The sequence below is a fragment of the Massilia timonae genome, assembly GCF_001866515.1.
Classification (GTDB): domain Bacteria; phylum Pseudomonadota; class Gammaproteobacteria; order Burkholderiales; family Burkholderiaceae_D; genus Telluria; species Telluria timonae.
Genome location: NZ_JRYB01000001.1, coordinates 5,075,352 through 5,089,811 on the forward strand (window position 1 = coordinate 5,075,352; position 14,460 = coordinate 5,089,811).

14 protein-coding genes are annotated in these 14,460 nt (G+C 67.6%); 10 read left to right on the forward strand and 4 right to left on the reverse strand.

The window, feature by feature from the left end:
* The first annotated feature begins 83 nt into the window (after positions 1–83).
* From LO55_RS21490 to LO55_RS21520, 7 genes are all read left to right on the forward strand, one after another.
* Positions 84–2,105, forward strand: a complete 2,022-nt coding sequence (locus LO55_RS21490; protein WP_071363043.1) for a methyl-accepting chemotaxis protein — start codon at positions 84–86, stop codon at positions 2,103–2,105.
* 71 nt (positions 2,106–2,176) lie between these two features.
* Positions 2,177–3,292 (forward strand): threonine aldolase family protein, encoded by a 1,116-nt coding sequence (locus LO55_RS21495; RefSeq protein WP_071363044.1) that lies wholly within the window; start codon positions 2,177–2,179, stop codon positions 3,290–3,292.
* Positions 3,293–3,296: 4 nt separating this feature from the next.
* A complete protein-coding gene (locus LO55_RS21500; protein ID WP_071363045.1) occupies positions 3,297–4,091 on the forward strand; it encodes a thymidylate synthase in 795 nt (264 codons plus the stop codon).
* Positions 4,088–4,585: a dihydrofolate reductase gene (locus LO55_RS21505; protein ID WP_071363046.1), complete on the forward strand. Its 498-nt coding sequence runs from the start codon at positions 4,088–4,090 to the stop codon at positions 4,583–4,585. Before LO55_RS21500 ends, LO55_RS21505 begins: the two co-directional genes overlap by 4 nt.
* Positions 4,585–5,217, forward strand: a complete 633-nt coding sequence (locus LO55_RS21510; RefSeq protein ID WP_071363047.1) for a DUF4337 domain-containing protein — start codon at positions 4,585–4,587, stop codon at positions 5,215–5,217. Before LO55_RS21505 ends, LO55_RS21510 begins: the two co-directional genes overlap by 1 nt.
* Positions 5,218–5,391: 174 nt before the next feature.
* Positions 5,392–7,650: an arginine/lysine/ornithine decarboxylase gene (locus LO55_RS21515; protein WP_071363048.1), complete on the forward strand. Its 2,259-nt coding sequence runs from the start codon at positions 5,392–5,394 to the stop codon at positions 7,648–7,650.
* A gap of 147 nt (positions 7,651–7,797) precedes the next feature.
* A complete protein-coding gene (locus tag LO55_RS21520) occupies positions 7,798–8,766 on the forward strand; it encodes an IS1595 family transposase (RefSeq protein WP_071363049.1) in 969 nt (322 codons plus the stop codon).
* Between the two features lie 149 nt (positions 8,767–8,915).
* On the opposite strand, the gene dcd is transcribed toward LO55_RS21520, so the two are convergent.
* Positions 8,916–9,482, reverse strand: coding sequence for a dCTP deaminase (gene dcd, locus LO55_RS21525; RefSeq protein ID WP_005670287.1), 567 nt, complete (start codon positions 9,480–9,482; stop codon positions 8,916–8,918).
* A gap of 168 nt (positions 9,483–9,650) precedes the next feature.
* Between dcd and LO55_RS21530 the strand changes: the two genes are divergently transcribed.
* Positions 9,651–9,896, forward strand: a complete 246-nt coding sequence (locus LO55_RS21530; RefSeq protein ID WP_143054594.1) for a hypothetical protein — start codon at positions 9,651–9,653, stop codon at positions 9,894–9,896.
* A gap of 8 nt (positions 9,897–9,904) precedes the next feature.
* Here the strand turns inward: LO55_RS21530 and LO55_RS21535 are convergent, their stop codons facing one another.
* The 3 genes from LO55_RS21535 to LO55_RS21545 form a co-directional block, all read right to left on the reverse strand.
* The gene (locus LO55_RS21535) at positions 9,905–10,696 is read right to left on the reverse strand and encodes an alpha/beta fold hydrolase (RefSeq protein WP_083415497.1); all 792 of its coding nucleotides are present in this window, start codon (positions 10,694–10,696) and stop codon (positions 9,905–9,907) included.
* Positions 10,697–10,758: 62 nt separating this feature from the next.
* Positions 10,759–11,334 (reverse strand): peptidase associated/transthyretin-like domain-containing protein, encoded by a 576-nt coding sequence (locus tag LO55_RS27110; protein ID WP_229410207.1) that lies wholly within the window; start codon positions 11,332–11,334, stop codon positions 10,759–10,761.
* A gap of 337 nt (positions 11,335–11,671) precedes the next feature.
* Positions 11,672–12,241, reverse strand: a complete 570-nt coding sequence (locus LO55_RS21545; protein ID WP_071363052.1) for a Spy/CpxP family protein refolding chaperone — start codon at positions 12,239–12,241, stop codon at positions 11,672–11,674.
* Between the two features lie 133 nt (positions 12,242–12,374).
* On the opposite strand from LO55_RS21545, the gene LO55_RS21550 reads away from it, so the two are divergent.
* Both LO55_RS21550 and LO55_RS21555 read left to right on the forward strand, forming a co-directional pair.
* Positions 12,375–13,061 (forward strand): response regulator transcription factor, encoded by a 687-nt coding sequence (locus LO55_RS21550; RefSeq protein ID WP_005670278.1) that lies wholly within the window; start codon positions 12,375–12,377, stop codon positions 13,059–13,061.
* Position 13,062: 1 nt separating this feature from the next.
* Complete coding sequence (locus tag LO55_RS21555) at positions 13,063–14,460, forward strand: sensor histidine kinase (RefSeq protein ID WP_071363053.1); 1,398 nt, start codon at positions 13,063–13,065, stop codon at positions 14,458–14,460.

A 14,460-nucleotide genomic window follows, 5' to 3' on the forward strand; every position in this document is an offset into this window, starting at 1 on the left:
TCCAAAACTCACTAAATATTGCGGCAGGAAAAGTTTGCGAGGTATGATCTGGGGTTATATCCCCTTATTTTTCCTCACAATACATGAGCAACCGCAAACTTAGCCCAGCCAGCTGGAATGTTGGCACGCGCATCAGCGCCGTCACCTTTTTGCTGGCCGGCGCCATCATTGCCGCCCTGATCGCGACCATCACCGTCCTGACCTCCGGCATGCTGGAACGGCGCGCCATCGACAGCGTGAGGAACGAGCTGCACGGCGTCTCCAGCACCGTCGAGCTGTTCAACAAGACCGTCAGCAGCCAGGCGGTCAGCTTCGGCCGCATCTTCCGCGCCGGCCTGCCGGGCGACTTCGCGCTCGACGAAGCGACCACCGTCGACATCGGCGGCCGCCAGGTGCCGACCCTGAGCGTGGCCGGCCAAGCGCTCAACCTCGACTTCAGCGCCCCGGACGCCTTCACCGAACGCACCGGCGGCAACGCGACCATCTTCGCCGCGTCCGGCGAAGACTTCGTGCGCGTGTCGACGTCGGTCAAGAAGGAAAACGGCGAGCGCGCGGTCGGCACCGCCCTCGACAAGGCCTCGCCGGCCTACCCGGCGCTGCGCGCCGGCCGCAACTACGTGGGTCTGACCACGCTGTTCGGCAAGCAGTTCATCACCCAGTACGAGCCGGTGCGCGACGCGTCCGGCAAAGTGGTCGGCGCGCTCTACGTCGGGGTCGACATCACCGCCGACGTGGCCGCCCTGAAGGAGCGCATCCGCGCCGTCAAGGTCGGCGAGACCGGCTACTTCTTCGTGCTGTCGTCGGCGCCGAAGACCTATGGCGACCTGATCGTCCACCCGAGCAAGGAAGGCGAGAACATCCTCGACAGCCAGTCGGCCGACGGCCATGCCTTCATCAAGGAAATGCTGGAGAAGAAGGAAGGCACGATCAGCTACGACTGGCAGAACCCGGGCGAGCTCCAGGCACGCGAAAAATTCGCGGCCTATTCCGAAATGAAGGACTGGAACTGGGTCATCGCCGGCGGCACCTACCGCGACGAGATCACCGCCGCCGCGACCGAGCTGCGCAACCGCTTCATCCTGTTCGGCCTGGCGGCGCTCGCCGTGCTGGCCAGCGTGCTGTACTTCCTGGTGCGCGCCACCGTCACCCGTCCGCTGGCCGAAGTGCAGGCGGTCGCCGCCCGCATCGCCGACGGCGACCTGACCGCCCAGGTCAAGGCGCGCCGCGACGACGAGATCGGCCGCCTCACCGGCGCCATCAACGAGATCGGCGCGCGCCTCTCGAGCGTGGTCGGCCAGGTGCGCGACGGCGCCGAGCACATCGCCACCGCCTCGCAGGAAATCTCGACCGGCAACCTGGATCTGTGCAGCCGCACCGAGGAACAGGCGGCCAGCCTGGCCACCACCGCCTCGTCGATGGACCAGCTGACCACGACCGTGCGCCAGAACGCCGACAATGCGCGCCAGGCCGACCAGTTGGCCCGCAGCGCGTCCGAAGTCGCCCAGAAAGGCGGCAGCACGGTGTCGCAGGTGGTGGCGCGCATGGACTCGATTTCCCAGGCCTCGCGCAAGATCTCGGACATCACCAGCGTCATCGACGGCATCGCGTTCCAGACCAATATCCTGGCGCTGAACGCGGCCGTGGAGGCGGCGCGCGCCGGCGAACAGGGCCGCGGCTTCGCGGTCGTGGCGAGCGAGGTGCGCAACCTGGCCCAGCGCTCGGCCGCCGCCGCCAAGGAGATCAAGGTCCTGATCGAAGCGTCCAACAGCGAAGTCGATGCCGGCAGCCAGCTGGTCGCCCAGGCCGGCGTCACGATGCAGGAGGTTCTGGACAGCGTGCAGCGCGTGACCGACATCATGTCCGAGATCAGCAGCGCCAGCCAGGAACAGACGCAGGGCATCGAAGAGATCAACCGCTCGGTGGTCGAGATGGACACCGTGACCCAGCAGAACGCGGCCCTGGTCGAAGAGGCCAGCGCCGCCGCCCAGGCCATGCACGAGCAGGCCGACGCGCTGGCGCGTTCGGTGCGCCGTTTCCGCCTGGCCGACGAACGCGAGGTCGCCGCGCTGGCGGCGCCGAAGCGCCGCGCGCTGATCGAAAACTGATTCACCGCGCGGCTCTTTGAACCGCGCCGGCGGCGGTGTACAGTAACGGGCTCGCCTTCCAGGAGCCCGTTTTGTCCGACACCGACCTGCAGCCCCGCTGCCACACCATCTTCCCCGGCCATCGCCAGCGGCGTCCGGCCGAACTGTTCGCCGCCATGGCCGCCTGGTGCGAGGAGCACGACGTCGACCACGACGTCTACGGCAACGGCGCCCTGATCCAGGAATTCGAACGCAAGGTCGCCGCCCTGCTGGGCTTCGAGGCGGCCGTGTTCTGCATCAGCGGCACCATGGCCCAGGTCACGGCGCTGCGGCTCGGGGCGTCGGACCGGGGCAGCCGCCTGGTGGCCCTGCATCCGACCTCGCACATCTTCGTTCACGAACGTTCCAACTACCAGATGCTGGACCATTTCCAGGCGCTGTCCGTGGGCGACCGTCACCGCCCCTGGGTCGAGGCCGACCTGGCGGCGGTGCCGGACCGCCTCGGCGCCGTCGGCCTCGAGATCCCGATGCGCGAGATCGGCGGCCAGCTATCAAGCTGGGACGAGCTGGAAGCGATCAAGCGCCACTGCCGCAGCCGCGGCATCCACCTGCACATGGATGGCGCGCGCCTGTGGGAGGCGCAAGCCGGTTATCGCCGCGGCGTGGCCGAGATCGCGGCCGGCTTCGATTCGGTGTACGTGTCGCTGTACAAGGGCATCGGCGGGCTGGGCGGCGCCATGCTGCTCGGCAGCCGCGCCTTCGTGGACCGCTGCGCCGAGTGGTTCCGGCGCCAGGGCGGCAACGTCATCCATCGCTCGCCCTACATCGTGGCGGCGGCGATGCAGTTCGACGAGCGGCTGGCGGCGATGCCGGCGTATTTCGAGCGGACCCGCTTTCTTTACCAGGCCTTGCGCGCGCATCCCGAACTGCGCGTCAATCCCGCCGCGCCTCAATCGAATATGCTGCATGTCCACCTGCCGGTGGACCGCGAACGCGCGCTGGCGGTGCGCGATGCGCTGGCGCGCGAGCACGGCATCTGGATGTTCAACCGCGCCGTGCATGGCGCGCTGCCGGCGTCGAGCGTCGTCGAGATCTACGTCGGCGACAACCTGCTGTCGATGTCCGACGATACGGTGCGCGAAGCGCTGCGGCGGTTTGCCGCGGCACTGGTGGCGAATGCTAAAATGACAGATTCTCCGAAACCGTAACGCAATGCGCCAATATCTCGAATTCATGCGCCATGTGAAAGAGCATGGCGCCATCAAGACCGACCGCACCGGCACCGGCACCCGCTCGGTGTTCGGCTACCAGATGCGCTTCGACCTGCAGCAAGGCTTCCCGCTCCTCACCACCAAGAAGGTGCACCTGAAGTCGATCATCCATGAACTGATCTGGTTCCTGCAGGGCTCGACCAATATCGCCTACCTGAAGGAGAACGGCGTCAGCATCTGGGACGAATGGGCCGACGCCGAGGGCAACCTGGGCCCGATCTATGGCTACCAGTGGCGCAACTGGCCGACCCCGTCGGGCGAACACATCGACCAGATCGCGCAGGTGCTCGAACAGATCCGCACCACGCCCGACTCGCGCCGCATGATCGTCTCGGCCTGGAACGTGGCCGACGTGCCGCAGATGAAACTGCCGCCCTGCCATGCGCTGTTCCAGTTCTACGTGGCCGACGGCAAGCTGTCCTGCCAGCTGTACCAGCGCAGCGCCGACATCTTCCTGGGCGTGCCCTTCAACATCGCCTCGTATGCGATCCTGACCCATATGATGGCCCAGCAGGCGGGCCTGGAGGTGGGCGACTTCGTCTGGACCGGCGGCGACTGCCACCTGTATTCGAACCACATGGAGCAGGTCGAGCTGCAGCTGTCGCGCGAGACGCGCGCGCTGCCGCGCCTCGAGATCAAGCGCAAGCCGGACTCGCTGTTCGACTACCGCTTCGAGGACTTCGAGATCACGGGCTACGATCCGCATCCCGCGATCAAGGCGCCGGTGGCCGTATGAACAGCGCTGCCCGCCTGACCCTCGTGGTCGCGGTCGACGCCAACAACGGCATCGGCCTGGACAACCAGCTGCCCTGGCACCTGCCCGAAGACCTGGCGCACTTCAAGCGCGTCACCCTGGGTAAGCCCATCATCATGGGCCGCAAGACCTTCGACTCGATCGGCCGCCCGCTGCCCAAGCGCCGCAACATCGTGGTCACCCGCAATGCCGGCTGGTCGCACGAAGGCGTCGACAGCGCGGCCTCGCTGGGCGCCGCCATCGCGCTGCTCGATGGCGAGCCGGCCAGCATCATCGGCGGCGCCCAGGTCTTCATCGAAGCCATGGACGTCGCCGACGCCATGATCGTCACCCACATCGACCACGCCTTCCGCTGCGATGCCTTCTTCCCGCCGATCGACCCGGACATATGGATCGAGACCGCGCGCGAAACCCACCGCGCCGAAGAGCAGGGATTCGACTATGCCTTCGTGACCTACGAACGCAAGGCCGCCTGATGAGCGAAGCTGGACGCCCACCGGGCTCGCGCGGCGGCGACGGATTCGCGGCCCGCGTCGCGGTATTGATCGCGGTGCTGGCCACGCTCGGCACCATGTTCGCCTTCCTGGGCACTTCGTCGCACAACGACGCCAGCCTGCACAAGACCCAGGCGGCGATGGAAAAGACCAGCGCCGCCAATGCCTGGAGCCACTACCAGGCCAAGTCGAGCCGCCAGAACCTGGCCGAGCTGGCCGCGACCCTGCCGGGGGTCGACGGCGCGCGCTACCGCGACGAGGCGGTGCGCTACCGCGAAGAGAAGGACGTCATCCGCAAGGAAGCCGAGCGCTGGGAAGCGGCGTCGAGCGCGTCGAACCGCCGCTCCGAGGAAGCCCTGCACCGCCAGCGCCAGTGGGCCGCGGCCTCGGTGGCCCAGCAGATCGCGATCTCGCTGGCCGCCGTCACGCTGCTGGCGCGCCGCACCTGGCTGCTCACGCTCACCGGCGCGGTGGCGGCCTTCGGCATCACGCTGGGGCTGTTCGCCTTCGTGCACGGCAGCGTCACCGCGCTGTCGCCGATCCCGCTGATCGGCGCACTGGCGGCGGCGCTGCTGACCGAGGGCATCCGGCGCGCGGGCCGCAGAATCGACTAGAGTGCGCCACCCTTCCGGAACAGTGGCTAACCTAGCAAAAAAACTTGCACCGGGACCCGCGTTTTCTGCGAAAATCCGCTTCTCATTTTTCTACGGTGCCGTGCGCGGCGGCCAGCTCCCCCGGAATGACCGGCGGACCTGCCGCTTCCACGGCGCTTCGTTTTGGAGCTGTCCATGAAATTTCGTTTCCCTATCGTCATCATCGATGAGGACTTCCGCTCGGAGAACACCTCCGGTCTCGGCATTCGCGCCCTGGCGGCCGCGATGGAACAGGAAGGCATGGAGGTCGTCGGTGTGACCAGCTATGGCGACCTGTCCCAGTTCGCCCAGCAGCAATCGCGCGCATCGGCCTTCGTCCTGTCGATCGACGACGAGGAATTCGGCGGCGGCTCGCTCGAAGAGACCGATTTCGCGCTGACCGGCCTGCGCGCCTTCGTGAAGGAAATCCGTCACAAGAACGCCAACATCCCGATCTATATCTACGGCGAGACGCGCACCAGCCGCCACATCCCGAACGACATCCTGAAGGAGCTGCACGGCTTCATCCACATGTTCGAGGACACCCCGGAATTCGTGGCGCGCCACATCATCCGCGAGGCCAAGGCCTACCTCGACAGCCTGGCGCCGCCGTTCTTCCGCGCGCTGGTCAACTACGCCTACGACGGCTCCTATTCATGGCACTGCCCGGGGCACTCGGGCGGCGTGGCTTTCCTGAAGTCGCCGATCGGCCAGATGTTCCACCAGTTCTTCGGCGAGAACATGCTGCGCGCCGACGTCTGCAACGCGGTCGAGGAACTTGGCCAGCTGCTCGATCACACCGGCCCGGTGGCCAAGTCCGAACGCAACGCCGCGCGCATCTACAGCGCCGACCACTGCTACTTCGTGACCAACGGCACCTCGACCTCGAACAAGATGGTGTGGCACTCGACCGTGGCGCCGGGCGACATCGTCGTCGTGGACCGCAACTGCCACAAGTCGATCCTGCACTCGATCATCATGTGCGGCGCGATCCCCGTGTTCCTGATGCCGACCCGGAATCACCTGGGCATCATCGGCCCGATCCCGCTCGAAGAGTTCACGCCCGAATCGATCGCCCGCAAGATCGAGGCGAATCCGTTCGCGCGCGACGCCGTCAACAAGAAGCCGCGGATCCTCACCATCACCCAGTCGACCTACGACGGCGTGGTGTACAACGTCGAGACCCTGCGCGAAATGCTGGACGGGAAGATCGACACCCTGCACTTCGACGAAGCCTGGCTGCCGCACGCGACCTTCCACGACTTCTACAAGAACATGCACGCGATCGGCCAGGACCGCCCGCGCGCCAAGGAGTCGATGATCTTCTCGACCCAGTCGACGCACAAGCTGCTGGCCGGCCTGTCGCAGGCGTCGCAGGTGCTGGTGCGCGAATCCGAATCGGTCAAGCTCGACCAGGATGCCTTCAACGAGGCCTACCTGATGCACACCTCGACCTCGCCGCAGTACTCGATCATCGCGTCGTGCGACGTCGCCGCGGCCATGATGGAAGCGCCGGGCGGCACCGCCCTGGTCGAGGAATCGATCCTGGAAGCGCTGGACTTCCGCCGCGCGATGAGGAAGGTCGACGAGGACTTTGGCGACGACTGGTGGTTCCAGGTCTGGGGTCCGGATAAGTTCTCGGAAGAAGGCATCGGCACCCAGGACGACTGGATGATCCGCGCCGAAGAGAACTGGCACGGCTTCGGCAAGCTGGCGCCGGGCTTCAACATGCTCGACCCGATCAAGGCCACCATCGTGACCCCGGGCCTGGACCTGTCGGGCCAGTTCGGCGAGACCGGCATCCCGGCCTCGATCGTCACCAAGTACCTGGCCGAGCACGGCGTCATCATCGAGAAGTGCGGCCTGTACTCGTTCTTCATCATGTTCACCATCGGCATCACCAAGGGCCGCTGGAACACGCTGGTGACGGCGCTGCAGCAGTTCAAGGACGACTACGACCGCAACCAGCCGATGTGGCGCGTGATGCCGCAGTTCGCCTCGGCCAACCCACGCTACGAGACCCGCGGCCTGCGCGACCTGTGCACCGAGATCCACACCTTCTACAAGTCGCGCGACGTGGCGCGCCTGACGACCGAGATGTACCTGTCGGACATGGTGCCTGCCATGAAGCCGTCGGACGCCTTCGCCAACATGGCGCACCGGAAAATCGAGCGCGTCGCGATCGACGAGCTGGAAGGCCGCATCACGGCGATCCTCTTGACGCCTTACCCGCCGGGCATTCCGCTCCTGATCCCGGGCGAGCGCTTCAACAAGACCATCGTCGACTACCTGCGCTTCGCGCGCGACTTCAATGAACGCTTCCCGGGCTTCGAGACCGACGTCCACGGCCTGGTCAAGCGCGAAGTCGACGGCAAGCGCGGCTACTTCGTCGATTGCGTGATGCAGGACGCGTAAGCGGGGGCGGGCCCTCCGCCCGCCGAGAGAGGCCCGGAACGATTCCGGGCCTTTTTTTTGGCGCTGTACCCGTTAGATATGGATGAGCATTGAACTGCTGAGCTGACCCGCGGTCTAATCCCGGTCGTCATCGATCGGGAGCGGGCCATGAAAGCGCCGAAGTTTGCGAAGCTGTTCGCCCAGCTGATGCTGCTGAATCAGCATCAGCGCCAACAGGTGCTGGCTGCACTGCATCCGGCAGCCGGGTTCGACCGGGTGATTGCCCTCATCGAGGACATCCGGTCAAAGGGGCGGCGTTGTCCGGATTGCGCCTGCGAGCGTTGCCACCGGCACGGCCAGGCCAACGATTTGCAACGCTATCGCTGCTGCGCCTGCGGCCGCACCTTCAACGACCTGACCGGCACGCCGCTGGCGCGGCTCAGGCACAAGGACAAGTGGCTCGATTATCTGGAAACGGTGCTCGATTCCCGCACAGTTCGCTCCGCGGCCAAGCGTGTCGGCGTGCATCCCAACACGGCGTTTCGCTGGCGCCACCGCTTCCTCGACCGTGTCAAGGACGACCGGCCTGAGCGCCTTTTGGGTATCGTCGAGGGCGATGAAATGTTTTTGCTCGAATCGCAGAAGGGTGCGCGCAAGCTCGATCGCCAGCCGCGCAAGCGTGGCGGCAGGGCCGCCCTGCGCGGCATTTCGCATCATCTCGACTGCATCCTGGTGGCGCGCGACCGCAGCGGCCAGACCATCGACGCCGTCACCGGCCGCGGCGCCCTGAAAGTGGCCCAGCTGGTGAAACACCTGCTGCCGACACTCGATCGGCAAGCGCTGCTGGTCACCGACGCCAACGCCGCCTATCCCGCCTTCGCCCGTGCCCATGGCATCGCACACCAGGCTGTCAATCTCAGCGCCGGCGAACGGGTCCGCAACGGCATCGAGGGCGCCATCCATGTGCAAAATGTGAACGCCTACCACCAGCGCTTCAAGGAATGGCTGGCGCGCTTCCATGGGGTGGCGTCACGCCGCTTACCCAACTACCTGGGTTGGCGGTGGGCGCTCGATGGCGGGCGAGTCACTTCTGTCGAGCAATTGCTGCGCATTGCGTTCGGGGTCATCAACAGATAACGATGACAGCGCCTTTTTTTTCGCGTGTCATCGCAGCGCATGAACGCGACCGACCAGGCTTCCGGCCACGATGCACCGGATCTTCGCTCAGGAGAAGGTGCTGCGCTTCCTGCCGGCGCGCGCGGCGCGCCAGGAAGGCTGATGACCGATCAGGTCTTCGGCAGGGTCACGCCGTGCTGGCCCTGGTACTTGCCGCCACGGTCCTTGTACGAGGTCTCGCAGACTTCGTCGCTTTCGAAGAACAGCACCTGGGCGCAGCCTTCGCCTGCGTAGATCTTAGCCGGCAGCGGGGTCGTGTTCGAGAACTCCAGGGTCACGTAGCCTTCCCATTCCGGCTCGAACGGCGTCACGTTGACGATGATGCCGCAGCGCGCATAGGTCGACTTGCCCAGGCAGACGGTCAGCACGTTGCGCGGGATGCGGAAGTATTCGATGGTGCGCGCGAGCGCGAACGAGTTCGGCGGGATGATGCAGACGTCGCTCTTGACGTCGACGAAGGAGTTCGAATCGAAGTTCTTCGGGTCGACGATGGTGCTGTTGATGTTGGTGAACACCTTGAATTCGTCGGCGCAGCGGATGTCGTAGCCGTACGAGGAGGTGCCGAAGGAGATGATGCGGCGGCCGTCCTGCTCCCGGACCTGCTTCGGCTCGAACGGCTCGATCATGCCGGTGCTCTCCGCCATGCGGCGGATCCATTTGTCGCTCTTGATAGTCATTATTGGTATTCCAGCAGGAAGAAAATCCCGCGATTTTACGCGAAATGCCGGCGCCGGTGCGGGTCGGCGCGCATGCGCCAGGAATATTTGATTGCCCACCGACGCGATGTTGAATACCATAAGTCAATACACTACATGGAGAGTCATATGGTCGTCTCGAAAGTCCCGTTGGTACTGCTCCTGGCCGCCCTCGCCGGATGCGCTTCCCCGCCCGCCACCGAGCAGGCGCCCGCGTCGCCCCCGGCCGCGGCCGCGCAGCAAACCGCCGCCAATGCGCCGCTCGACGAACCGATGACCGGCTCGCGCATCCGCAAGCGCAACGCCGATGGCGGCGACCGCACCGTCAAGACCGTCGGCGCGCAGGACGCGCGCAATGCGCTCGACACCTCCGTCAGGCCGCTCAACAGCAACTGAGATAGCGGCTAGGCCAGCAGCCGCTCGATCATGGCGTGCGCCAGGCGCGCCGTCTCCTGCGGCTTCTCCAGCGGATACAGGTGGCCGCCTTCGATCATCACCAGGTTCTCTCCCACCAGCTTGCGCGTCGCGCCCATGCCGGCCTGGCGCATTTCTTCCGAGCGGGTGCCGGCGATGAAGCCGACCGGCACCGGGAACGGTGCGCGCAGCACCGCATCCATGTGGTGCGGGAGCGTCTGGTAGATGGCCGATTCGACGTCGCGCCGGAAGCGCAGGGTGACGCCCTCCGGATGCGGCGCCAGGCCGTGTTCCAGGTAGTCGTCCAATGCGCCCGGTGCCCAGGCCTGGAAGATCGGCTTGGCGCTGAAGTGCGCATACGCGGCTTCGCGGCTGGGCCACAGCTCGCGGCGCTTGCGGGCGAAGCGCGCCGGCGACAGGCGTTCGCCCCAGCCGGCCAGCTTGGCCAGGCGCCAGCCCAGCGCGCGCCAACCCGCCACCACCGGCGAATCGAGCATCACCACGCAGCGCGCCAGGTCCGGGCGGCGCTTGGCCGCCAGCATGCACAGCATGCCGCCCAGCGAATGACCGACCAGGATCGCCGGCCGGCCATAGCCCTCCAGGTGTTCGACCAGTTCGTCGACCAGCGCGCCCCAGCCGTCGGCGACCGGATGGCGCGGATCGTGGCCGTGCATGTCCAGGGTGCGCACGTCGTAGTGCTCGCGCAGTTGCGCCAGCAGGCGGTTGTAGGTGCCGGCCGGGTAGCTGTTGCCATGGGCGAAATGAAGCAGGGGTCTGGACATGGGGCGCGATCGAATGCGGGAGCGCCCCATTGTAATGTCCAGCGCCGCCCGGCGCTCCGCCTTTAGAAGGAAACGCCTACTACCAGCTCGGCGGTATAGCCCTGGACCGCATTGCCTGTTACGCTCGCCATCTGCAGCGCCGTGCCGTCGCTGAAGACGTTGTCGGTGGCATAGCTGATGCGGGCCAGGTTGCGCACGCTGCTGGCGTAGCCGCTGCTGGCGTAGGCATCAATGAGCGTCGCCTGCGGGAAGGCGAACTGCGAGGTCTTGATCCGGTTGGCCGCGCTGTTGGCCTTGGCCAGGCTTGGATAGACCTCGAAGTGCACGTGCGGCATGCGGCCGTCATAGCAGCCCGGGAAGATGGTCGTGAACGTGACCCAGCCTTCGCTGTCGGCTTCCTGCACGCCGCGCAGGTAGTTCTCGTCCACGATGCCGCTCGAGTACATCGAGTAGCCGCCTTCGCGCGTGCAATGCCACAGATAGACGGCCGCGCCGCCGGCCGCGGCGCAGCCCTGGGTCACGTTCTCGATCTTCAGCCGGATCACCAGCGGCACGCCCTGGGCCACGCCGCTGGCGCCGCCCACGCTGGCGCGAATATCGCTGCGCACGATGCCGGACAGGATCAAGGCGTTGGCCACGCCGTTGGCGTTGCGGTTGGTGCCGTCGCCCGGATAGGGGCCGCCGGTCTCCTCGGGGATGACGGAACAGGCTGCATTGCCTCCCCCCGTGCCGCCGCTCGTGCCGCTGCGGTCGTGGTGGTCGAGGTCGAGATGCCGTAGCCATCGTCGACGCTGCCGCCGCCGCAGCCGGCCAGCGGCATGGCCGCCGTGCTCACGCCGAGACCCAGCCAGCGCAGCGACTGGCGGCGCGTGGCCGGCCGCGCCAGCAGGCGCGCCAGGTCGGCGCCGAGTCCGAGGTGGTGATCGTCGTGCTGGTCGTGATGCTGGTCCGACCCAAGGATGGTGGCCGGGACGCTCATTTGGCGGCCTCGCGCTGCTTGGCGCGCGCGCCCTTCTTGTCGGCCCTGCCCTTGCCGCCTTCGCCGCGCGGCCGGTCGAGCCGTGCGCGCTGCTCGGGCGTGAGCACCGCCTTGATCTGGGCGTCGGTCCGCAGGCGCAGCAATTCCTGGTCGGCGATCGCCTGGCCCAGGGCCTGGGCGCTGGCGGAGGCGCGCGCCTCGTCGAGCTGCGGCGCGCGCGCCAGTTCGCCCAGCGCCTGGCCGGCCTTGCGCTCGGCCTTCTCCAGCTCGCGCCGCTTTGGCGCCTGGGCGTGCAGGATGGCGAACACGCGGTCCTGCTGCGCCTCGCTCAGGTCGAGACCGCGCAGGAAGGGCGGACCGGCGTGCAGGCCTGGTCCGAATGGCGGGAACGGGTCCCTTGGCTCGAACGGGCCGTCGGCGCGGCCGTCCGCTTGCACGACGCCCGGGCCGGCGTCGTGGTCTTCAGCGGGCGGCATCGCTTGCGCCAGGACGGCGGGGGCGGCCAGCAGGCAGGTGGAAAGCAGCGCGGCGGCGCGCAGCGTGGTCAATCTGGTGTGCAGGGTCATCACGGATCCTCCGGTGTCTTGGAGCAGCCATTGTGTGGCGGGCAAGTGTAAAACGCGCCTAAGAGAGGTAAATCCGGGTAAAGCCGCGCCTTGCGGAAAAGACCGCGGCGCGCGACTGCGCTATCCTGTCGCCATGAACCATGTATTGCTTATCGACGACGACGTCGAACTCGTCGGCATGTTCGCCGAATACCTCGAACAGGAAGGTTTCAGGGTCACCTGCGTCCACAACGGCGACGATGGCGCGCGCGAAGCGCTCAGCGGCCGCCACGCCATCGCCATCCTCGACGTCATGATGCCCGGCGCCAGCGGCATCGACGCCCTGCGCCAGATCCGCGCCGCCAGCCGCATCCCGGTCTTGATGCTGACCGCGCGCGGCGACGACGCCGACCGCATCCTCGGCCTCGAACTCGGCGCCGACGATTACGTGGCCAAGCCCTGCACGCCGCGCGAACTGACGGCGCGGGTGCGCGCCATCCTGCGCCGCACCCACGCCCAGCCCGAGAGCAGCCCGGGCGCGACGCTCACGGTCGGCAAGCTGACCATGCATCCCGAGGGGCGGCGCGCCACCTGGGATGGCCAGCCGCTGGACCTGACCAGCACCGAATTCAACCTGCTGGAAGTGCTGGCGCGGAACGCCGGAAAGCCGGTGAGCAAGAACGAGCTGTCCGAGCAGGGCCTGGGGCGGCCGCTGGCGCGCTTCGACCGCAATATCGACGTCCACCTGAGCAGCCTGCGCCACAAGCTGGGACCGCTGGCCGACGGCCGCTCCTGCCTGCAGACCATCTACCGCCAGGGCTACCAATTGATCAAGGAGTAGCATGGGGCGGCTGTTCTGGAAGTTCTTCCTTTGTATCCTGCTGGCGCAGCTGACGGCCACGATCGCCATCGGGGGCGCCTTCTGGCTGCGCGACCAGGCGCGCCAGAAGGCCAGCTCGAGCCTCGATTCCGGCCCGCCGGCCGCGGTCGCCCTCGACGCGGCGTCCGCCACCCTGCGCCACGGCGGCGAAGCCGCGCTGCGCGGCCTGCTGGCCGACCTGCGGCGCCCGCAGTTGTACGTGCTCGATGCGGCGCGCCGCGACCTGCTCGGGCGCGCGGTGCCGGCCGAGCTGCTGAAGGAAGCCGAGCGCCAGCTCGGCAACGGTGAACCGCGCGGCGCCTGGCGCGGCGCGCGGCATCTGGTCGGGCCAAGCGGCGCGCAGTACCTCGCCTTCGTCCCGCGCCAGCCGGGACGGCCGGACGGAGCGCGCGGCGGCCCGCCAGACCCGCTGGTGCCGGCGCTCGACCCCGGCGCGCGCCGGCGCCTCGGCCAGACCGTCGTGATCGGCGCCGCGGTCGTGGCCAGCCTGCTGTTCGCGGCCCTGCTGGCCTGGTATTTTTCGCGTCCGATCCGCGCCCTGCGCAGCGCCTTCGAGGCCGCCGCCGCCGGCGACCTGGCGCCGCGCTTCGGCCCCGCCACCAAGGGCGGCGACGAACTCTCCGACCTGGGACGCGACTTCGACCGCATGAGCGGACGCCTGCGCGCCCTGATGGATGGCCAGCGCCGCCTGCTGCACGACGTCTCGCACGAGCTGCGCTCGCCGCTGGCGCGCATGCAGGCCGCGGTCGGGCTGGCGCACCAGCAGCCGGACAAGTTCGCGACCACGCTCGAACGCATCGAGCGCGAGAGCAACCGCATGGACAAGCTGGTCGGCGAGCTGTTGACGCTGTCGCGCCTGGAAGCCCTTCCCGACGCGCTGCGGCGCGAGCCGGTCGACCTGACCGAACTGGCTGACGGCATCGTGGCCGACGCCCGTTTCGAGGCCGCGCAGCACGAGGGGCGCGAGGGCCAGTCCAGCGCCACCCGCATCCTGATCGAGGCCGAGGGCAGCGTCGGCGTGACCGGCGACCCGGACCTGCTGTGGAGCGCCCTGGAGAACGTGGTGCGCAACGCCGCAAAGCACGGCGCCGACGGCGGCATCGTGACCGTCGCGCTGAGCGCCGGCGGCGGCCTGGCGCGCATCGACGTGCTCGATCGGGGACCGGGCATCCCGCCGGCGGACCTGGCGGCGGTGTTCCAGCCCTTCTTCCGCGCCGGCGCCTCGCGCACCGGCGTCGACGGCCACGGCCTGGGCCTGGCGATCGCCCAGCGCGTGGTGCAGGCCCATGGCGGCGAGATCGTGGCGCGCAACCGCGAGCATGGCGGGCTGCGGGTGACGATCACGCTGCCGCAGGCCTGA

Coding starts and splice junctions, on each gene's coding strand:
- LO55_RS21555 (WP_071363053.1), top strand. CDS start 13,063: ATGGGGCGGCTGTTCTGGAAGTTCTTCCTTTGTATCCTGCTGGCGCAG.
- LO55_RS21510 (WP_071363047.1), top strand. CDS start 4,585: ATGAGCGAAGCTGGACGCCCACCGGGCTCGCGCGGCGGCGACGGATTC.
- LO55_RS21490 (WP_071363043.1), top strand. CDS start 84: ATGAGCAACCGCAAACTTAGCCCAGCCAGCTGGAATGTTGGCACGCGC.
- LO55_RS21500 (WP_071363045.1), top strand. CDS start 3,297: ATGCGCCAATATCTCGAATTCATGCGCCATGTGAAAGAGCATGGCGCC.
- LO55_RS21550 (WP_005670278.1), top strand. CDS start 12,375: ATGAACCATGTATTGCTTATCGACGACGACGTCGAACTCGTCGGCATG.
- LO55_RS21515 (WP_071363048.1), top strand. CDS start 5,392: ATGAAATTTCGTTTCCCTATCGTCATCATCGATGAGGACTTCCGCTCG.
- LO55_RS21545 (WP_071363052.1), bottom strand. CDS start 12,241: ATGACCCTGCACACCAGATTGACCACGCTGCGCGCCGCCGCGCTGCTT.
- LO55_RS21505 (WP_071363046.1), top strand. CDS start 4,088: ATGAACAGCGCTGCCCGCCTGACCCTCGTGGTCGCGGTCGACGCCAAC.
- LO55_RS21535 (WP_083415497.1), bottom strand. CDS start 10,696: ATGTCCAGACCCCTGCTTCATTTCGCCCATGGCAACAGCTACCCGGCC.
- dcd (WP_005670287.1), bottom strand. CDS start 9,482: ATGACTATCAAGAGCGACAAATGGATCCGCCGCATGGCGGAGAGCACC.
- LO55_RS21520 (WP_071363049.1), top strand. CDS start 7,798: ATGAAAGCGCCGAAGTTTGCGAAGCTGTTCGCCCAGCTGATGCTGCTG.